This is a genomic window from Nocardia transvalensis (genome assembly GCF_015477765.1).
Taxonomy (GTDB): domain Bacteria; phylum Actinomycetota; class Actinomycetes; order Mycobacteriales; family Mycobacteriaceae; genus Nocardia; species Nocardia transvalensis_A.
In genome coordinates this window covers 553,711-573,957 of sequence record NZ_JADLQQ010000005.1, presented here as the reverse complement: position 1 = coordinate 573,957, position 20,247 = coordinate 553,711, and the positions used below count along the sequence as shown (strand labels likewise).

18 protein-coding genes are annotated in these 20,247 nt (G+C 66.4%); 10 read left to right on the top strand and 8 right to left on the bottom strand.

The genetic code is table 11. From position 1 onward, the window contains the following. Positions 1 to 269: 269 nt before the first annotated feature. The 9 genes from IU452_RS17810 to IU452_RS17770 all read left to right on the top strand — a co-directional run bounded on the left by IU452_RS17810 (position 270) and on the right by IU452_RS17770 (position 11,925). Positions 270 to 1,298 (top strand): ketoacyl-ACP synthase III family protein, encoded by a 1,029-nt coding sequence (locus IU452_RS17810; protein ID WP_195110161.1) that lies wholly within the window; start codon positions 270 to 272, stop codon positions 1,296 to 1,298. Between the two features lie 574 nt (positions 1,299 to 1,872). Continuing rightward, positions 1,873 to 3,018 (top strand): acyl-CoA dehydrogenase family protein, encoded by a 1,146-nt coding sequence (locus IU452_RS17805; protein WP_195110160.1) that lies wholly within the window; start codon positions 1,873 to 1,875, stop codon positions 3,016 to 3,018. A 107-nt stretch (positions 3,019 to 3,125) separates the two neighbouring features. Next, positions 3,126 to 5,432, top strand: a complete 2,307-nt coding sequence (locus IU452_RS17800; RefSeq protein WP_195110159.1) for an amino acid adenylation domain-containing protein — start codon at positions 3,126 to 3,128, stop codon at positions 5,430 to 5,432. Continuing rightward, positions 5,429 to 6,148 carry a thioesterase II family protein gene (locus tag IU452_RS17795; RefSeq protein WP_195110158.1) on the top strand — a complete coding sequence of 240 codons (720 nt, stop codon included), beginning with the start codon at positions 5,429 to 5,431 and terminating at the stop codon, positions 6,146 to 6,148. Before IU452_RS17800 ends, IU452_RS17795 begins: the two co-directional genes overlap by 4 nt. Before the next feature lie 18 nt (positions 6,149 to 6,166). Next, a complete protein-coding gene (locus tag IU452_RS17790; RefSeq protein ID WP_195110157.1) occupies positions 6,167 to 8,125 on the top strand; it encodes a primary-amine oxidase in 1,959 nt (652 codons plus the stop codon). A 39-nt stretch (positions 8,126 to 8,164) separates the two neighbouring features. Continuing rightward, positions 8,165 to 9,073, top strand: coding sequence for an ectoine hydroxylase (gene thpD, locus IU452_RS17785; protein ID WP_195110156.1), 909 nt, complete (start codon positions 8,165 to 8,167; stop codon positions 9,071 to 9,073). Beyond that, positions 9,070 to 10,500, top strand: a complete 1,431-nt coding sequence (locus tag IU452_RS17780; protein ID WP_324192686.1) for an aminobutyraldehyde dehydrogenase — start codon at positions 9,070 to 9,072, stop codon at positions 10,498 to 10,500. The genes thpD and IU452_RS17780 overlap by 4 nt, the downstream gene beginning before the upstream one ends. 53 nt (positions 10,501 to 10,553) lie before the next feature. Then, on the top strand, positions 10,554 to 11,087 hold the full coding sequence (locus tag IU452_RS17775) for a MarR family winged helix-turn-helix transcriptional regulator (protein WP_195110155.1): 534 nt from the start codon (positions 10,554 to 10,556) through the stop codon (positions 11,085 to 11,087). Further along, the gene (locus tag IU452_RS17770) at positions 11,080 to 11,925 is read left to right on the top strand and encodes an EamA family transporter (protein ID WP_195110154.1); all 846 of its coding nucleotides are present in this window, start codon (positions 11,080 to 11,082) and stop codon (positions 11,923 to 11,925) included. Before IU452_RS17775 ends, IU452_RS17770 begins: the two co-directional genes overlap by 8 nt. Before the next feature lie 35 nt (positions 11,926 to 11,960). Here the strand turns inward: IU452_RS17770 and IU452_RS17765 are convergent, their stop codons facing one another. From IU452_RS17765 to IU452_RS17745, 5 genes are all read right to left on the bottom strand, one after another. Further along, complete coding sequence (locus tag IU452_RS17765) at positions 11,961 to 12,581, bottom strand: response regulator transcription factor (protein WP_195110153.1); 621 nt, start codon at positions 12,579 to 12,581, stop codon at positions 11,961 to 11,963. Beyond that, positions 12,578 to 13,720 (bottom strand): sensor histidine kinase, encoded by a 1,143-nt coding sequence (locus IU452_RS17760; protein ID WP_228817978.1) that lies wholly within the window; start codon positions 13,718 to 13,720, stop codon positions 12,578 to 12,580. The genes IU452_RS17765 and IU452_RS17760 overlap by 4 nt, the downstream gene beginning before the upstream one ends. Continuing rightward, positions 13,717 to 14,532, bottom strand: coding sequence for an ABC transporter permease (locus IU452_RS17755; RefSeq protein ID WP_195110151.1), 816 nt, complete (start codon positions 14,530 to 14,532; stop codon positions 13,717 to 13,719). Before IU452_RS17755 ends, IU452_RS17760 begins: the two co-directional genes overlap by 4 nt. Then, positions 14,529 to 15,518 (bottom strand): ABC transporter ATP-binding protein, encoded by a 990-nt coding sequence (locus IU452_RS17750; RefSeq protein ID WP_195110150.1) that lies wholly within the window; start codon positions 15,516 to 15,518, stop codon positions 14,529 to 14,531. The genes IU452_RS17755 and IU452_RS17750 overlap by 4 nt, the downstream gene beginning before the upstream one ends. A 107-nt stretch (positions 15,519 to 15,625) precedes the next feature. After that, positions 15,626 to 17,029: a lipase family protein gene (locus tag IU452_RS17745; RefSeq protein ID WP_228817976.1), complete on the bottom strand. Its 1,404-nt coding sequence runs from the start codon at positions 17,027 to 17,029 to the stop codon at positions 15,626 to 15,628. 271 nt (positions 17,030 to 17,300) lie between these two features. Between IU452_RS17745 and IU452_RS17740 the strand changes: the two genes are divergently transcribed. Continuing rightward, on the top strand, positions 17,301 to 18,062 hold the full coding sequence (locus tag IU452_RS17740; RefSeq protein WP_195110149.1) for an LGFP repeat-containing protein: 762 nt from the start codon (positions 17,301 to 17,303) through the stop codon (positions 18,060 to 18,062). Positions 18,063 to 18,075: 13 nt separating this feature from the next. Here the strand turns inward: IU452_RS17740 and IU452_RS17735 are convergent, their stop codons facing one another. The 3 genes from IU452_RS17735 to IU452_RS17725 all read right to left on the bottom strand — a co-directional run bounded on the left by IU452_RS17735 (position 18,076) and on the right by IU452_RS17725 (position 20,094). After that, positions 18,076 to 18,894 (bottom strand): arylamine N-acetyltransferase family protein, encoded by an 819-nt coding sequence (locus IU452_RS17735; protein ID WP_195110148.1) that lies wholly within the window; start codon positions 18,892 to 18,894, stop codon positions 18,076 to 18,078. 86 nt (positions 18,895 to 18,980) lie between these two features. Continuing rightward, positions 18,981 to 19,493, bottom strand: a complete 513-nt coding sequence (locus IU452_RS17730) for a hypothetical protein (protein WP_195110147.1) — start codon at positions 19,491 to 19,493, stop codon at positions 18,981 to 18,983. Between the two features lie 178 nt (positions 19,494 to 19,671). After that, complete coding sequence (locus IU452_RS17725; RefSeq protein ID WP_195110146.1) at positions 19,672 to 20,094, bottom strand: hypothetical protein; 423 nt, start codon at positions 20,092 to 20,094, stop codon at positions 19,672 to 19,674. Positions 20,095 to 20,247: the final 153 nt, after the last annotated feature.

Below are 20,247 nucleotides of genomic sequence, written 5' to 3'. Positions count from 1 at the left end.
TGGGACTGGCGTCCGGCACGAACTCCGGAGGAGTGGTCGTAAGGCATGCCGCCGCGCATTTCATCAGATGAAGTGGAATTCCGTCGGTGTCGGCCTGCTTGCATCCTTGCGCAACGGCGATCCGGCATTCAATAGAACCTTCGGACATGAACCTTTGGTCAAGTGCAATGGTTCAATTTACGCCGGGCTTCACAAAGCCTAGAACTTGACTGGAGTGACCTACGAGCGTCGTCATGGGCGAGCTCTGTAAGAAAGCGGGTGTGTGCACCGTGGGTAATGTATTTCTCGCCGGAGTCGGATGCGTTCTGCCGCCGGCCGTGCCGGTCGCCGAAGCCGTGGCGGCGGGGGCTTGGACGAAACGCGACGCCGCCGATACACAACAACTCGCGGTCACTGTTGCCTCGGATGAGCAGTATTCGCCCGATCTGGCGGTGGATGCGGCACGGCTGGCACTCGGGCGCGCCCGGCGCTCGCCGGACAAAATTGCGCTCGCGCTGCATTGCATGATGCTCACGCCCGGTGGGCGACTCTGGCACGGGGCGCCCTACGTCCACCGGCAGTTGGGAGCACCGACCGGTCGGTGTCTTGCCAGTGATCTGGACGCCGGATGCGACGGTGTCCTGGTGGCCCTGGAGCTGGCGTCGGCGTATCTCGCGGCACGCAATGAGGACGACCTCGCAATCATCACCGCGGGGGACTGTTGGCGTGAGCACGAGGTGGATCGCTGGCGTACGTCCAGCAATCCGTTCGGCGACGGAGCCGCGGCGGTGGTTGTCTCCCGCGAGGCGGGCTTCGCGCGCATTGCGGGCATTGCCTCCCGCAGCGATCCGGAATTGGAGCCGATCGGGCGGGGCCTGAACCCCTTCGCTCCCGAGCGTGAGAAACTCACCGGTCCGGTCTACCTGCGGACGCGGCACGAGGAGATCGTGGATGGCGAACGAATTTGGGAGGCGATCGCCGAGGATGTCCGATCGGTTGTCCGCTCCGCGACCGAACAAGCGGGCATCGCTCTCTCCGACGTCGATTATGTCGTATGCCCATTCCTGGGCTTGCAACTGACGACGCAGCAATTCCTCGCGCCGTTGTCGATCGACCTGAGCATCACGCCGTGGGAGTTCTCGCGCCGCGTGGGGCATATCGGTCCGGCGGACCCCCTGGCAGGCCTGGATCACCTGGTCAACGTCGAGCGCGTCAGGTGGCGCTACATCCTCCTGCTCGCCCACGGACTCGGTGGAACGACAACGGCGGTAGTCCTCGAATCCAGCGGTCAGGATCGCCAACTGAACGGGGACCAGTAGCAGCTGGGCTTGTTGGTGAGGATGCGTCGGATCGCGGCGATCATGGCTGTTCACCTCCTCTCCGGAGCGTGGGCATGAACGCAGACTGACCACGAGCACACTCCACGGACGCGTCGGTGGGGACACCGGCGCGTCTGCTCGTCAGGTGCTTTCATCCGGAACCTACCCGCTGCACTGTGGCACAAACTCGCAGGGAATGTTCCGGGCCGACGGGCGCATCGAATGCCGAGATATTTCCGGTCGGGAGATCGTTAAACCAAATTCGTCGAAGAATTCTCTTCCATTTCACTATGTGGGAAGGCCGGCTGTGGCAAATCATATTTGCCCATCTGGATATTACCTTCGAAATGAAGTATTTCATCCGGTTGTCCCGCCAGGTCATGTATGTGAGAAGCGGTCGCGTTCTCCGTTTCGTCGCAGTTAGCCGTCCCGGCCGTCGTGGCGGTATCGAAACCAGTCTGTTGAGATCGGGTATGAAGTGGACTAGGTATCGATACAAGTTGAAAGTACCGACAGGCTGGTAGGGCCCGGGAGGGCCGAGGGGGTGGAAAACAGTGTATTCGAACGGTGAAGCATGTTGACGAAACCTTTTCATTTCACAGAACAGCAGGAGCGTTTTCGGGCCGAGGTGCACGAATTGCTGAGCACGCCCACCGTCCAACAGGAGGTAGCGCGTGGCGGCGGTGGGCAACATGCGCGGCGTACCTATGAACTGCTCGGCGAACGGGGGTGGCTGGCGGCGCATTGGCCGGCCGAACACGGCGGTCGAGGCGCCGGCTGGGTGGAATCCGCGATTGTCGCCGAAGAGCTCGCCCTCGCCGGCGTCCCGGACAGCGCCCGGATCAACACCATCGACAACATAGGGTCGACAATTCTCTCCGTCGGCACGGCACAGCAGCGCGCGGAGTATCTGTTGCCGATCGCGCGGGGAAAAATGCTGGGGTGTGTGCTGTTCAGCGAACCGGACGTCGGCTCCGATTTGGCGTCGCTGCGCACGACGGCCACGCCGGAGGGGCAAGGATGGCGATTGAACGGCGTCAAGACATGGACGGTCGGCGCGGACTGGTCGGATATCGGGGTCTGCGCCGCGAGGACTCCGCGCGAGGGCGGGTCGAAATATGCCGACATCAGTCTATTCACCGTGCCGATGACAGCCGAGGGTGTGCACGTCGAACCCGTATCAGGTGTCAATCCCGAACCATTTCACCGGGTTTCGTTGAATAATGTCGAATTGACTTCCGATGCGCTGCTGGGCGCCGCCGGACAGGGATGGGAACTGATCAACAGCGCCTTGGGGCTGGAAAGAACCGGAATACCGTTCTGGGGCCGGGCGCGTAGGTGGCTCGACCTGGTGTCCGCGCTGAGCCGGCACGCCGAGTCCGCCCCGGTGGATCGCATCGTCGAACTGGATGCCGAGTTGCACGCGGCCCGGCTGCTCGCCTGGAGTTGTGTGGATCTGCTGTCTCGAGGTGAAGACATGCTGTCGGCGGCGGCCGCGGCAAAGTGGTGGACGAGCGAATTGGCAAGCGCGATAGCCCGGTTGGGCCAGCAGGTGCTCGCGACGCTTCCCCCCGAGCAGGCCGCGATTCCGGCAGCCGACAAGGTCGCGGCGGCCGTGCGCGAGGCACCCGGCCTCACCCTGGCCGCCGGTACATCCGAGATGATGCTGGCGACCGTGTGGTCGTCGTTGCCGGCCGAGGGAAGTGACGCCCCGCTATGAGGACCGAGCCGACCACCACTCAGACGGAGTTCCGCCGCAGGGTCCGTGCCATATGCACGGCCTCGGGCCGGCAGCGCCGGTGGAACAGTGCCCTGAACCATCGATGGGTGACCGGCCCGGTGACCGAGGGCGGCATGGGCCTGGGAGAGGCCGAAGCCGTACTTTTCGCGACCGAGGTCGGCCACGCGCTGGGACCACTCGAATTGATCGGCCGATCTCCGTTGCGCCAGTTGGCCTATCTGGTCGGTGTCGCCCGTCGCGCGGTCGATCTGGCTGTCGGGCACGCTCGTCGCCATCGCCAGTTCGGCGTGCCGATCGCGGACTTCCAAGCGGTGAGTTATCCCCTGGCCACCCATTGGACGCGGCTGACAGGCTGGTACCGGCGACTCGGCCAGCTCGCCGCGGACCTGGACGACGGCCACGACATCGAAAGTGCCGTCGCCGCACTGGCACCGGTGCTCAGGCGAGATGTGTTCGAGGCCGTGAGCGGGGCGGTGCACGCGCACGGTGCGGCCGGTCTCGTCGACGAGAACCCGATCAGCGCGTGCTATCGCGCGATCGCCCAGCCGATCGGCGGCGACCGCGGCCCGCGACCGCACTGCCGGTCCACTCCCGCGGATCTGCTGGCGCGCCGTATTCCGGAGGACTGGACGAGTCCGGGCACGCTGGAGATCCCGGCTCGTACGGTGACTCGGTTGTTCACCGCGGCCGCGGAGCAGTTCCCGGCTCACACTGCCGTGCAGATGGATGACGGCGGCACGCTCACCTACCGCGAGCTGGACCTGTGGTCCAACCGTCTCGCTCATGTGCTCCGGCGCACCGGCGTCGGGCCGGACTCGTTGGTCGGTGTGTACCTGCCACGCAGTATCGAGCTGGTGGTGGCGCTGCTCGGCGTGCTGAAGGCGGGCGGCGCATTCCTCCCGCTCGACCCGGACTACCCGGTCGACCGGGTCCAGATGATGATCGACGACGCGCGTGCGGAGGTCATCGTGACCCAGGCCGCGCTGCTGGAGTGGTTACCCGAATCCTCGGCCACCCCCATCTGTGTCGACAGCGACACCACCGACGCGGAGGACACGGCGATCGACGCGGCGGCCGGCGAACGGCTCGCCTATCTGATGTACACCTCGGGTTCCTCGGGCAGGCCCAAGGGGGTCGAGGTCGAACACGTGGCGCTGGCCAATCGACTGGCTTGGGACCTGAAGCAGTTCGGGTTGGGTCCGGGTGACGCGGTGTTGCAGCACACCTCACCGAATTTCGACATCGCCGTCTGGGAGATCTTCGCGCCCCTGGTCGGTGGTGCGCGGCTCGTGCTGGCCCGGCCCGGGGGAGCGCGGGATGTGGATTATCTGACCGAGGTGATGCGAGAGCACGACATCACGGCGCTGGCGGTGGTTCCTTCGCTGCTGGATGTCCTGTTGGAGGTGCGACCCGGCCTGGCCGACGTGCGGCGGCTCCGGTACGTGTTCTGTGGCGGGGAGTCGTTGTCGCCTGCCCTCTGTCATCGAGTGTTCGAGCAGTTGCCCGCCGCGGGGCTGTACAACTTCTACGGGCCCAGCGAGGCATCCATCGACGCCACGTGGTGGCACTGCACGGCCGAAAGCATCGCCGAGGGTGTTCCCATCGGGCAACCACTGCCCAATGTTCGGGTGTATCTCCTGGACGACATCGGTGAGCCGGTGCCGGTGGGCTTCACCGGAGAGCTCTATGTCGGCGGAGTCTGCGTAGCCCGGGGATACCACTGCCGTCCCGAGCTGACCGAAGCGAACTTTCTGCCCGACCCGTTCGTGAAGCCCAGCGGCGCGCGGATGTACCGGACCGGCGATCTGGGCCGATACCGGTCCGACGGCGCCATCGAATTCCTCGGCCGGGCCGACCAGCAGGTCAAGATCAGGGGTTTCCGGATCGAGCCGGGCGAAATCGAGTCGGCCCTGGAGGAGCATCCGTCGGTTCGGCAGGCGGTGGTCCTGGCGCGGGGCGAGCGACTGGTGGCCTACGCCAGTCGATTCCGGGACACGAGTGCGGACGAGTTGACTGCGTATCTGCGCGGACGACTGCCCGATCACCTGGTGCCCTCGGTCATCACGGTGCTGGACTCGTTTCCGCTCATGCCCAACGGAAAGGTGGATCGGGAGGCGCTCCGGAACGTCGAACCATCGACGCAGCGAGACCGAATCCACCACGGGAGCGGACACGACGGCATGGTCGAGGCCGTGGCGGCCCTGATGAGCCAGGTGCTGGGGCTGCCCGAGGTGGGTGCCACGGACGACTTCTTCGCCTTGGGTGGCACATCGCTGCAGGCGACTCGATTCGTCACCCGGGCGCGCACAGACCTCGGCCTCGATCTGGACCTCAGTAGTTTCGTCGACTCGCCGACCTGCGTAGCGGTGGCCGACAGGAGGCGGGAACGATGACGGCCGACACCGTTCGGCTGCTCTGCCTCCCGCATGCGGGTGGCACGGCATCGGCCTACCACGGCTGGCACACCGAGCTGGGCCCGGATGTCACGGTCGTGGCGGCCGAACTGCCCGGTCGCGACGGGCGACGCGCAGAGCCTCCGCTCACCGACGTGCACCGGCTGGCCGAGGATCTGGCCGGTCGGCTCGCCGGGGGCACAGACCAGCCCTATGCGCTGTTCGGGCACAGCTTCGGCGCGATCGTCGCCTTCGAGATCGCAAGGCTGCTGGCCAGGGACCGGGCCGGGCAGCCGAGGCGATTGTTCGTCTCCGCCTCCCCGGCACCGGACGATCAAGACATCCCCGACGAGCCACTGCACCGGCTACCCGACGACCAGTTCATCGCCCGGCTGGCGGAGCTCGGCGCCATTCCGCGCCGAGCCGTCGACGATGCGGAGCTTTCGGCGGTGTTGCTGCCCCAGCTGCGGGCCGATTGGACCGCAGCGGAGACCTATGTGTTCGCGCCGGATGACCCGCTGTCCTGCCCGATTTCGGTGCTGGGCGGCCAGCAGGACCCGATGGTCGGCACCGACCATCTCGACGGATGGCGTCGCCACACTACGGGCGAGACCGTCGTCCGAGTCTTTCCCGGCGCCCATTTCTTTCTCGCCGACAACCGGACGCTGATCGCCAGGGCGGTCCGCAAGGACCTCTCGGGCGCCACCGGACGCTGATTTCGGAGGAAATCACCAGTGACTTCACTCAACACAGCACCCCCTGAGACGCGGACCGACCAGCACCCGCTGGCACCGCTGTCCGCGGCTGAGATACGCACCGCGGCGACGGTTTTGCGCGCGGAGCAAAACCTCGACCCCGGTGCGCGGTTCATCAGCATCGCCCTGCGGGAACCGCCGAAAGCGGTCGTTCAGGCGCTCCCGGCGGGACCGACGCCGCCGCGGGAAGCGTTCGTGGTGATCCGCGATCCTCGCCGACATGCCACCTACGAGGCCGTCGTGGACCTGGACGATGAGCAGGTCACCACGTGGCGGCACGTTCCCGGCGTACAACCGTCCCTGACCCCCGAGGAGTTCCGGGACTGCGAAGCAGCGGTCAAGGCGGACCCGCGCTGGCAGGCCGCGATGGCGCGGCGCGGCGTGACCGACCTCGGCCTGGCAATCACCGATGCCTGGACGGTCGGCCACACCCCGGAACTCGGCGATCCCGATCGCCGGCTGGTCCGGCCGCTCACCTTCGTGCGCACGGGACCGGAGGACAACCCGTACGCCCGGCCCGTGGAAGGGCTGACCGCGCTGGTCGACCTCGACGAGATGCGGGTGCTCGACGTGACCGATGTCGGCGAGACCCCGCTGCCGCCGCGCGCCGGAAATTACCGGCCGGACTCGACCGCCGACCCGGACAACTGGCCTCGGGTCACCGCACCGCGCCACGACCTTCGGCCGGTGACGATCACTCAACCGGACGGACCCAGTTTCACCGTCCAGGGCCACTGCGTGCACTGGCAGAAATGGAAGTTCCGGCTCGGCTTCACGCCCCGCGAAGGTCTGGTTCTCTACGAACTCGGCTATCTGGACAAGGGGCGGGTGCGGCCGATCATCTACCGGGCCTCGCTGTCGGAGATGTTCACCCCGTATGCCGATCCCAGTCTCGTGCAGCGCACCAAGAACGCCTTCGACGAGGGGGAGTACGGCGCAGGGTTCATGGTGAACACCCTCGAGCCCGGGTGCGACTGTCTCGGCGAGATCCACTATTTCGACGCCGTGGTCAACAACCAGAACGGCGATCCCGTGCCGTTGACGAATGCCATCTGCATGCACGAGGAGGATTACGGCGTCGGCTGGAAGCATACGGACTTCCGCACCGGCAGCGTCGAGACTCGGCGATTGCGGCGGCTGGTGATCTCCAGCTTCGCCGTGCTCGGGAACTACCAGTACGGCTACTTCTGGTACCTCTACACCGACGGCACCATCCAATTCGAGATCAAACTCACCGGGATGATCTCCACCGGAGCGATCGGACCGGGCGAGACTCCCCGCTACGGCACCATGGTGGCGCCCGGCCTGTACGGCCCGAACCACCAGCACTTCTTCAATGTCCGACTCGACATGTGCGTCGACGGCAACGCCAACTCCGTCCACGAGGTCAACGCGGAAGCCGTGCCGACCGGCGAGGACAACCCGTACGGCAACGCCTGGGTGGCGCGCCGGACGTTGCTGCGGCGGGAGAGCCGGGCGCAACGCGTGATCGAGCCGCTGACGGGGCGGCACTGGCTGATCAGCAATCCGAACGTGCGCAACGGCCTCGGGGAGCCGGTCGCCTACAAACTGATGCCGGGCGCCAATGTGCTGCCCTTGCAGCAGCCGTCCTCGCAGGCGGGGAGGCGCGCCGGATTCGCCTTCAAACACTTCTGGGTCACCGCCTACGATCCCGCCGAGCTCTATGCGGCGGGCGATTATCCGAATCAACGTCCGGGACACGACGGCCTGCCTCGCTACACCGAAGCCGACCGCCAACTCGAGAACAGCGACATCGTCGCCTGGTACACCTTCGGGGACCACCACGTCGTCCGGCCGGAGGACTGGCCGGTCATGCCGGTCACCTGTGTGGGTTTTCAGCTCAAACCGGCGGGTTTCTTCGACGGCAATCCCGCGCTCGATATGCCGCCGACGCAGGGCCACTGCGGCATCGGGTGACGCGCTCGTCCCGACCACGCAGGAAAAGGAGAACATGTAATGCAGACCGTGATCGACGACCGCTACCCGACCCGGCAATCCGCCGATGTGGAACTGTTGGATCGGCACGACCCGGTCGTCTGGGGCACCGCCGACGGGGGCCCTTTGAGCCACCGGCAACTGGCCGACTACGACACCGCCGGATTTCACGTCGAGGAGTCCCTGCTCGGCGAATCCGACGTAGCCGATTGCCTGGCGGAGATGACCAGGCTGGCCGAAGACGAGGAACTGCGTCACGACGACCGGCTCATTCGCGAGAACGGCGACGGCGAGGTGCGTTCGATCTTCGAGGTGCACCTGCTGAGCACGGTGGTCTTCGACATCATGCGGCGACCGGCCGTGCTCGACGTGGCCCGGCAGATCCTGGGTTCCGAGGTGTACATCCATCAGAGCCGGATCAACTACAAGCCGGGCTTCGACGGCGGCCCGTTCTACTGGCATTCCGACTTCGAGACCTGGCACGCCGAGGACGGCATGCCGGCTCCGCGCGCGCTGAGTGTGTCCATCGCGCTCACGCCCAACCGGGTGTACAACGGCAGCCTGATGATCATGCCTGGTTCTCACCGGACCTTCGTGACGTGTGTGGGATCGACGCCCAAGGACCATTTCCGGAAGTCGTTGAGCAGTCACACGCCGCAGGTGGGCATGCCGGACCGGCGCAGCCTCGGCAGGCTCGCCGAGCGACACGGAATCCACTTGTTCACCGGTGCGGCAGGCGGAGCCACGTTCTTCGACGCCAACTGTATGCACGGGTCCAACGGCAATATCACGCCGTTTCCACGCTCGAACCTCTTCGTGGTGTTCAACAGCGTGGAGAACACCACGGTCGAGCCGTTCGCGGCGGAAAGCCGGCGTCCTCCGTTCATCGCCAGCCGTGACTTCACCCCGGTTACCAGGAGCGGATCGTGACGTTACAGCTCCACAACGTCATCGACGGAAGACCCGTATCCCCTGATGGCGTACCGACATCGGCGATCGAAAACCCGGCCGACGGAACCACTTACGCGCGAGCACCACTGTCCGGCCGAGAACAGGTGGACGACGCCATGAATGCCGCGCACCGCGCATTCGCGCATTGGAAGCGGACCACACCGGCGGACCGCCAACGGATTCTGCTGGAGTTGACCACGGCGCTGACACGACAAGCCGATGATCTGATCGGTCTGGAGTGCCGCGATACCGGCAAGCCGATGACGATGATGCGCGAAGCGGAGTGGACCCAAGTACTCGACCAGATACCGTTTCTCGCCGGTGCCGCCCGCTGCCTGAACGGCCTGGCGGCGGGGGAATACCTCGACGGTCACTGCTCGTATATCCGCCGCGAGCCCCTGGGAGTGTGCGCTCAGATGGCGCCGTGGAACTACCCGCTGCTGATGGCGGTGTGGAAGAGCATTCCGGCCATTGCCGCAGGTAACACGGTGGTGCTCAAACCGTCCGAACTCACCCCGGTAAGCGCGATTCGCTTCGCCGAAATCGCCGCGGAACATCTGCCGCCGGGCGTGCTGAACGTAGTGTGCGGAGACCGCGACACGGGCCGGTGCATGGTCGAACACCCCATTCCCGCAATGGTTTCGCTGACGGGCAGTGTCCGTGCCGGCCGGGAGGTAGCCGCAACGGCGGCGCTCGGGATCAAGCGGGTGCACCTGGAACTGGGCGGTAAAGCACCCGTGGTCGTCTTCGACGATGCCGACGTGGACCGGGCCGCCGCCGGTATCGCCGAGGCCGGATATTTCAACGCCGGCCAGGACTGCGCCGCGGCTACCCGGGTGCTCGTTGCGTCGTCGGTTCACGACGAATTCGTTGCGGCACTGGCCGAATGCGCCGAGGCGATCGTGGTCGGCCCACCGGACCGGACGGAGGCGACCTGTGGCCCGCTCATATCGGCGGGGCAACGGCAGCGGGTGGAGGGATTCTTGGAGCGGCTGCCCGAGCACGCGCGGGTCCACACCGGAGGCAGCCGGGTCGGCCGGACCGGTCACTTCTTCGCACCGAGCATCGTCACCGGTGTTCGGCACACCGACGAGATCGCCCGGGCCGAGGTTTTCGGCCCGGTGATCACGGTGGAGCGGTTCACCGAGGAAGACGACGTCATCGAGAAGGCGAACGGCGTCGAGTACGGGCTGACCTCATCGGTGTGGACCCGCAACCACGGCCGCGCATTGCGCATGTCCGCAGCGCTCGACTTCGGGTGCGTGTGGATCAATACCCATATGCCGCTGCCCGCCGAAATGCCGCACGGCGGGTTCAAGAAATCGGGATACGGGAAAGACATGTCGATCTACGCCCTCGAGGACTACACCTGGATCAAGCACGTCATGTCCGACGTGCGGGTCTGACCGATGCCCGTATCACCGCGTTTGTCGCCCCGGGGCACGGGTATGCATGAGTCATGCATACTGCTCGCACCCGTAATCTTCTCGGCGCCGCCGCGCTGACGATCAGCGATCTGATGCTGGTCGGCGCGACTGCCGCTGGGAAGACAAGTGCCAGCGGGGCGTCCGCCCTCGTCATCCTGTTCACCGCGCCCGGGCTGTCCGTGACGGAGTTGGGTCGGCGCATCGGCCTGAGCCAGTCGGCGGCGACCCGGATGGTCGACGCGCTGGCGGCGCAGGGTCTGGTGTCTCGGAAGGGCACCTCGGCCAGATCGGTGCAGGTCCACCTGACCAGTGAGGGAAGGAGGGCCGCGGAACGAGTGCTGCGCGCCCGTGACGATGTGCTGGCGGGCCTCGTGCGCACCCTCGACGACACCGAACAGGACGCCCTCGCAGAGCTTTTGGGCAAGCTGCTGGCGAGCGCCTACACCCGGTTGCCCAGTGCGGCGCGGCTGTGCCGGTTGTGCGACCGCGCAGGCTGCGTCGCCGACGACCGGATCTGCCCGGTCGGGCAGGCCGCGCGACGAACGGAGGTGACCGGCAATGGGTGAACTGATGGCGCTGTCGGCGGCCGGGTGTTTCGGTGTCACGCACTTCGTCAGCGGCCTGGCATCGCGCCGGGCACCGGGGATGCTGGTATCGCTGTACGCCCAGCTCGGTGGGACCGCGATCGTCATGGTCGCCGCGCTGTGGTGGCACCACAGTTCCGCCTCGATACCGGCCCTCGGCTGGGGAACCCTGTCCGGTGTCGGAACGGGGATCGGGGTGGCGTTCCTCTACCGCGCAATGAGTTCGGGCGCGTTCAGCGTGGTGGTGCCGATCAGCGATGTCGGCGCCGTTGCCATCCCGGTCCTGGTGGGCTTGGTCCTGCTCGGCGAACGTCCCACCGCGACAGGGCTGCTCGGCATCGTGGTGGCGTTGCCGGCGATCTGGCTGATCTCGTCCGGACCGTCCTCGGCCGATCGGAAACGCTCCACCGGAGCTGCGGCATTGCGCGACGCGCTGATCGCCGGGGTGGGATTCGCCGTGCAGTTCCTGGGCATGACACGGATTCCGCTGTCGGCCGGGCCGTGGCCGATCGTGGCCAGCCGGGTGGTGTCGGTGGTGGTGATTCTGTCGTTGGTGTTGGCCACTCGCACCGCGCGACGTATGGAGACGGGGTGGGGTTCGGCGGCCGCTGGTGCGGGGGCGGTCGGCAGTATCGCGATCGTCTTGTACTGGCTGGCCACACATCACCAGTTGATGGCGGTCGCCACGGTGCTGGCCGCCCTGTACCCGGCCATTCCGGTGCTGCTGGCGCTGATCTTCCTGCACGAACGGGTAAACCGGCGCCAGACGATCGGCCTGCTCGGCGCCGCATCCGCCATCACACTGCTGGCCTTGCCGTAAGCGGAAGGCGCGCAGGGGATCCGAGCGTACGGGGACTAGATCCAGCCCTTGTCACGGGCTTTGAGGGCGGCCTCGTAGCGGTTGGAGACGCCGAGCTTGGCCATGGCCGAGGACAGGTAGTTGCGCGTGGTGCCCGGCGAGAGGTGTGCGCGCCGGGCGATGTCCTCGACGGACGCGCCGTCGATGGCGTACTCGAGGACGTCGGCCTCGCGTGCGGTGAGGACGGTGTCGCCGGCGCTGATGGCCTCGGCGGCCAGTTCGGGGTCGACGTATCGGCCACCGCCGTGCACGGTGCGGATCACCTCGGCCAGCGTCGCCGCCGAGGTCGTCTTCGGGAGGAAGCCACGCACACCGGCGGCGAGGGCGCGTTTGAGATAGCCGGGCCTGCCGTGGCTGGTGACGATCAGGGTGCCCGCACCCGGTGTGAGCTGCTGCAGCTGCACGGCGGTCTCGATACCGTCGATGCCGGGCATCTGCAGATCGATGACGGCCACCGCGACAGGCCCGCCATTGTCGCGGTGGCGCCGCCACGCGGCGATCAATTCCTCGCCGGAGCCCACGTGGTCGACCACCTCGATGTCGGCCTCGAGATCGAGCATGGTCGCCAACGCGGCTCGGATGAGCGTTTCATCGTCGGCCAGGAATACGGGGATCATCTATTCTCCCAATGAATTTCGAGCTTGAACTCCTCGCGTGACGCGCTGATGTCGAGAGTCGCGCCGACGGCCTCGAGCCGCTCGGCGACGCCGCGCAGCCCCGAGCGCTCGCCCGGTGCGCCGTGCGGGCGGTCGTTGCGCAAGGACATTCCCGCATCCCCGAGCGCGAGAATCGCCGATGTCGCCGCCGAGTGTTCGACGATGTTCGTGGTGCCCTCACGCACCACCCAGGCGGCGACCTCGTGAAAGCGCGCCGGGACCTTGGCCGGATCGCCCTCGACGTCGAGCCTGCAGCCCACCGCCGACAGTAGCGAGCGCGCGCCCGCCACCTCGCTCATCAGATCGATGCCGCGGTAGCCGCGTACCAGCTTGCGCATCTGCGCCATCGATTCGACGGCGAGTGTTTTCACCTCGTCCATCTCCGTGGCCGCGCGGTCGGTGTCCCCGGACCGCGATAACACCGCTGCGAGTTCGCTTTTCACCGCGATCGCCGAGAAGCTGCGGCCGACGACGTCGTGCAAATCCCGCGCGAAGCGGAGCCGCTCCTCGGCTACCTGTAATTCGGCCTCGACCACCTTCGCGCGTTCCAACTCGTCGATCACTCGCAGTCCCCACGCAGTGAGCAGTGTCATTCCGACGAAGAAGCTGCCGACCATGAAGGTCACCGCGGCCGTGCCCAGTCCCCTCAGCGGTGACAAACCGAGGGCCAGTCCGGTGGCGATGCTGACACCGAGAACTGTCCACCATTTGTGCCGCATGAACGATACGACGGTGAACAGCGCTAGCACTGCCGAGTAGAGGCTGATCAGATATGACTGGGTGACGGTCACATCGTGGGTGGAGGTTCTGGTGACCACGGCGTAGGCAAGCCACACACCCGCCAACATCGCGATGGCGGCAGGTAGCGCCCATCGACGCGGCACCACTCCCGACGACAGGGCGAAGTCGGGTTGCGCTTCCAACGCGACGATGGCCGCGACAACGGCAACCACGATCCCAGGCGCCGACCACGGCGAGCGCGCGGTGGTCACCATTATGATGACCACCGCGACGGTGATGCTGTGGAGTGAGGCCCGTGTGTAGAGCCGGTACTTGGCCGGTCCCGACAGCTCGTTCCACCAGGACGTCCAGCGGCTCAACCGCGGTCGTCCCAGCGGAAGCTCTTGCGGGTCAACACGAGCGCCAGGACGGTCCATATCGCCAGTGTGGCAAACGGGCGGCCGAGTTCGGCGAAGGTGCCTGCGAAGCCGAGCGCCGCATCGGAGGCGGTGGCGGTGGAGGGCTTACCGGACGCCCCGAGGGAGACGAGATCGGACACGGCCGCGAAAGGTGTCCAGTCGGCCAGATCGGCGAACCGATCGGGCAGGACCTTCCGGATGGACGCGAGGCCGAGCATCGCGATCGTGATCACCGGCAGCGAGGTGATCTGCGCGGCTTCGGCATTCTTGGTGACCGCACTGGTCGCCAGGGCAAGCAGTGAGAACAGGACGACTCCGCCGAGGACAGCGAGCGCTATCGCGAAGGGGTTGACCGGGGCGGGTGCGCCCGCGCCGTACACCGCCGCAGCGACGACGAGGGTGCACGAAATCGTCACCAGCGCACCGGGAACGGCCGGGGCGGTCAGGATCTGCCAGTCGGCCGCCTCCCCGGTGCGCAGCCGTTTCAACACGCCCTCGCTGCGGCGTGTGGTGACCATCGACAGCACCGAGTAGTACTGCACGAACAGCAAGGCCGACAACGCGAGCAACTCGAACGCCATCGCCGCCGCAGCCGACGTCGGTGCCTCATCCCCGATGGCGATGAAATACATGGCCAGCGGGATTCCGACCGGAAAGGCGGTCGCCATCCAGACCAGCGTCTTGTTCCGCCGGAACTGCAGATACTCGGCCTTGGCGAGCGCGGCGAGCGGGCGGCGGCGAAAACGTGTGGTAGGTGTCGCGAGGGTGGTCATCGAGATGCTCCGATCAATTCGGGGGTGGCCGCCGACGCGTCGGCCGGATCGTTGGCAATGTCCAGGAAAACCGACTCCAGGGAGGCCGCACGGGCCTCGAGCCCGCCCAGCCGAAGACCGTGCGTACGCGCCCAGCCGAGCAGTTCGAACAGGTGACCCTGCAGGTCGTGTGTGTCGACGGTGACGCGTGCCTGCGCGTCGATCCGCGCGTCGCGCAGCTGCGGCAACGGCAGCCCGGGGTGGTCGAAGACGATCCGCGCCGGATGACCGTCGACGATCTCGCGCAGCGTGCCCGACCGTGCGATCTCGCCCCTGTGCATGATCGCTATCCGGTCGGCCAGCGCCTCCGCCTCCTCCAGATAGTGCGTCGTGAGCACGATGGTCACGCCGGACGAGGTGAGATCTGCGAGCAGCCGCCACGTCGCACGGCGGCTCTCCGGATCGAGCCCCGTCGTCGGCTCGTCGAGAAACAGCAACCGAGGCCGCCCCAGCAGGGCACACGCCAGATCGACGCGGCGCTGCTCACCGCCCGACAGCGCACCGACACGAACGTCGGCACGATCGGCCAGGTCGACCTGTGCGAGGACCGTGTCGGTGGTCGTGGGGTCGGTGCACGTCCCGCGCCACATCTCGAGCGTTTCGAGGACGGTCAACTCGGCAGGCAGCCCGCCGGACTGCAACATGATGCCGACCTGGGCGCGGACCTGGGCGCGGTCCCTGCGCGGGTCGAGGCCGAACACCTCGACGGCACCCGCCGACGGGGCGGCCAGCCCCTCCAGCAGGTCGAGCGTCGAGGTCTTACCGGCACCGTTCGTGCCCAGCAACGCGAAGACCTCTCCCTCGGCGACCCGGAGATCCACGCCTTTGACCGCCTCGAACGCGGTCTTGCCGTGCCCATAGGTCCGGCGCAGGCCGCGTGTCGTGATGATGTCGTCATTGCGCCCCGGACCGCGGAGGTCTTGCGGGCTGCGACTTGTGCTGTTCATGACTTCTACGATCACGGACACAGGTCGGCGCCAGTAGTAAGCCCAGTCACCGAATTCCTATGGGTTACACCATGGTCCGGCAATGACAAAAGTCATTACCGGCACACTCAGCGCTGGCCGATGGGTTGTTGCACCGCCGCGGCGAGCAGGGTTCCCGCGCTCTGGAGCCAGGCCGGCCAGCTCGCGGGGTCCAGGAGCATCGAGCCCTCGTCGCGGATCTCGCACCCGGGGGCGACCGGGACGCCGTCGAAGCGATCCTTGAGCCAGATGAGTTCCTGTGCCACGGCAACGTATTCGGCCGTGATGTGCTCGCTGAAGTGGTCGCGGGTGTACAGCACGCGCGCTTCGGGATCGTGGCAGTAGTAGTCCACCAGGGCGTTGACCGCGCCGATGGGCATGACCCAGTCGGGATTGGCGTTGAACATGAACATCGGCACCTTCGGCACGGCATGGCCCATACTCAGCGCGTCGAAGACCTGATCGGGTACCGGGCCGTGGAAGGGATCGGGGATGTCGAACATCTGCTCGTAGGGCAGGAAGGGGAGAACGGGGAGCGAATACAGGTAGCACAGACCGGATTTAACCGACCCCAGCGCTTTCAAGGCCGGATTCATGTGCTGGTCGAGGTAAGCCGCCAGCTCGTCGTATTCCCGTGCGGCACCGAATATTCCGCTGAGCAACAGTCCGGAGGCCAGATTGCCGTTGGCCAGCTCCACCACGGCCCGCAGGTCTGCGGCGATGCCTCCCTCCGCGACCCCGACAATATTCAGCTCGGGCGCGTAGGACGGATGCATTTCGGCGGCATGGCCGGACGGGATCGCACCGCCGGAGTATCCGGCCAGGGCCACCTTCGTATCCGTGCCTCGCAATCCCAGCGGCAGGAAGTTCTCCGCCGCGCGCACGCTGTCGAGCGTGATACGCCCGTTGAGCGGTCCCGCGCCGAATGCCATGTTCGGTCCGTCGAAATCGGGCATGTTCACCACCCACCCGGCACCGACGGCCGTGATCGGGAAGAGGAACTCGGTGCCCACGAGGAGTGAGCCGGTCAGGGGTGGGGGCACCGCGCCTTGCTGGAGCGCGTAGGACGGTGAGCAGTACCGTGGGCCATCGGTGTCCACCGCGAACTGATAGGACAGCAGGTTCCACGGTTGGCCGCCGTCGCCGCCGCGCGGTTTCATCACGGTCGTCACGGCCGCGATCGGCCGGTCCAGATGGTCGGTCGAGCGAAACGACAGCTGCCAGGCGTCGACATTGATCGGCAGCAGCGCTTCGAACCCCACGTGCACCTCGCGCGCGGCAATGATCTCCCCGGGCTGCTTCGCCGCGACCACCTCGGCGGGCGGGTTGTAGAAGGCGGGATCGGACTCCGGCGGGGCGGGCAGCACCCCGAACGGCAGGACCGGCTGTACCGGCACCGGCGTCGGTTCCGCGGCGACGGTTCCGGTCGTCGCCGTCCCGACCGCGACCGCGACGATGGCCCAGCGCACTACTCGCGAAGCCAGATATCCCATGGCAACCTCGTATTAGTGGTGTTGAGGGGACAATTTGTCGAGAATTCCAGCTGAGCAACAACACCATAGCTAACTCGAGGTATGGGTGTCCGCTGCGGACGCCGCATGTCGCCCGCAGCCTGGTGCGCCCACGCTGCCGAGTGAGCGGGGGGTAGCAGGTTTTCGGAAGCGCGCGGGGCTCGCTCAGGGGACCGAAATCAATATGGGCCCGTAGGGAATTCACCGGCCGAGTGGTAAAATATCTGCTGCTCGGGGGGCATAAGGAGAAGCCATGTCAGCCGATCACACGAGGCACGATCGGCGTCGCTCTGCCCGCCCGATCCGGGCCGCTACAGTTCTCGCGGCGCTCACCGCCCTGACCCTGACTCCCGCCGACGCCTCCGCGCAGCCTTATCCGATCTACGGAGCCATACGGGTCGAATACGACGAAGTCGGTGGCTACGCCTTCTTCGGCTATCCGATAAACCCGGAGTCCGATGCCGCCCGCGGCGGCCGCTGGCAGGCATTCGAGAGGGACAGCTCGATCTATTGGCATCCCCTGGTATCCGGTGGGCACGCCAATCAGATCGGCGGTGCGATTCGAGCCAAGTGGGGCGAACTCGGCTGGGAGAACGGGGCGTTGAGATACCCGACCACCAGAGAGCTCGCGACCCGTAAGCCGGGACGGTTCAACCACTTCGAGGGCGGGACGGTGCACTGGTCCCGCACGACCGGAGCACACAACACCTGGGGAGCGATCCGCGACAAGTGGGCCACCCTGTCCTGGGAGGACGGCAGGCTCGGCTTCCCGGTCATCGACGAGTTCCGGGCCAGGGACAACGGGGCAGGGCAGCATTTCGAAGGCGGCTCGATCTACTGGTCGGCCGGCACCGGCGCCCGCGTGGTAGTCGGCGCAATCAGAGACATCTGGGCGAGCCAGAACTGGGAGAACGGGCGGTACGGATACCCGATCAGCGACGAGTACGACTACAACGGCGGCAGAGCGCAGGATTTCCAGGGCGGCCGCATCGAATGGTATCCGTCACCCCGCTGACCCGGTCTCGCCGTCAGCCCGCCAGCTGAGCCAGTTCGTCGGGAGTCAAGGGCAGGCCCACGCGCCGGGTGATTATCGAGCCCAACTGGTTGCGTCCGATCCGGGTGACGATGTCGCGGTCGGGAAACTTTTCGACCAGGGTGTCCCGGGACAGGATCAGGCGGACGTCGGCGCCGCGTCGTTGCACCACCGGTTGGGTGACGAACGGAGACCGCGGGTGGGTGGAGGTCCAGTGGCTGGCCACCTCGAAGTCGATCGGCAGCGACGGTTCCTCGGTGATCCGATACATCGGGCGTGCCTGTTCATTCGGCCGCCGGACGGTGAGCTCCCAGGCGTCCGGATGGCGCCGGATGCCGTGCAACCAGCCGTCCGGATCGGCATATTCACCCTCGCGCCAGGGCACCGGATCGACCAGGCCCTCCGCGCCGAGCCCGACATCGGCGAGGTACACCGCGTCCCCTGCGGCGACTCGCAGCGCGATATGCGTCCGGGGCTGGCGCCGCGCCGCATTTCCGCTCAGAATCCGGGCGCTGAGCCGAGTGACGGTGAAACCGAGGCGTTCCAGCGCCGCCGCGAGCAGCAGGTTGTGTTCGTGGCAGTATCCGCCGCGGCCGCGCCGCACGAGTTTGTCCTGGAGAGAGTCGATATCGAGCCGGATACCGCGACCGAGCAGAATGTCCAGGTTCTCGAACGGGATCGATAGGCTGTGCGCGCGATGGACGGCTCGCAGCAAATTCTCGTCCGGCGCAGCATCTTTCAGGTCGGTGCAGCCGATTCGGTCGAGGTAGGCAGCCACGTCGAGCCGCTCGATTTGGAACTGATCAGATGACAAGGCAGGCCTTCCCTGAGTCGACTTCCGTGAGGTCCACATGACCGTAGAACCTCAACTTCGATTGAAGTCAACCGTCGGTTCGGCTATCAGCTCAGCAGCACCTGGCCCTCGCCGAACTCGATGGAGTGGCCGTTGATACTGCATCCGAAGCGGCCGGTGTGGAACTCGATGCTGCTGCAGGTGGCGCCGCCGAAATCGAGTTGATGGCTCATCGGGCCGCGCTCCTGAGAGACCGAGTACCAATCCGGGTTGCCGCCCGGCAGCGTATGCGATGTCCCGGGGCCGAGCGTGGGATGCGCGGGCAGGGCGGGCGAATCGATCACCACTTCCCGGACCTTGAACGGATACGGCAGGTTGAATTCGGGTGCGCTCCCGGAGTCCAGCGCCGGGATGCGCTGCGACACGTAGCTGACGTTATCGCCGAGATCGCACCCGACGACACCGGCGCGTGTGATCGAGCAGTTCACATCGCCGTAGCGGAAGAAGACCGCGTCCGGGGTGTCGGCCTGGGCCGAACCGGCCGACACGAGAGGCGCGACCGTGGCGACACCGATGATCCCGATACATTTGGCGAGCAGGCGACCAGACATTGCGCGCATAAGGGACTCCTTTGCAGTCGGACGGTTGTGCACACGCTTGGTGTCATTACTCCGACCCTATCGGATGGCAAATCTTCAGCGTTACGCCTTCCGGCCGGTGAAAATCGAGCAAGCGGCCGTATTCGACCCGCATTCGGGTCGACACTCAGGCGAACTCGAACAATGGGCAAATACTTGGTTACGCGGAAGCCCGAAGTTCCTCTGGCGAAGGTCCTCCCGTGTCGACGCCTTCTCGATTCGCTGTTCCGTCGGAGTTCAGGCTCGCGGCAGTGAGGTTCCGGGCGGCGAAGCGGGCGATGCTACGCGCTTGGCGCGCATAGGCTTCCGGGTGCGCGGTGCGCTGCTCCAGCACGGCGCGGATCCGATCCAACGATGCGGCGGCATCGCTCGCCGCGCGGAGAAGCAGGGTGTGCTGGTGGTCGAGTTCGTGATAAGCAAGGTCGATGTCGCAGCAGCGGCGCCGTAGGTCGGCTATATGGTTGAGCAGGTCTGCAACCTCGCGCGTGGTCAGGGTCAGGGTGGGATGCTCCTCTCCCGAGAGGACCGCCTCACCCGCGACCTCGGCGCAGCGAGAGTGCAGCACATCGAGAATGTCGGCCACACAGATCACCTCCCCTACTGCGGCATTCCCACGATACGTGCGAGTAACACCCGCACGCCGTGCACGGACGTGGAATGAGGGTGCACACTACGCGGTGCCGGGAGTCGTCAACCCATCGCCCGACCGGGCCAGTGCTGTGGAATGGAAGGAGCT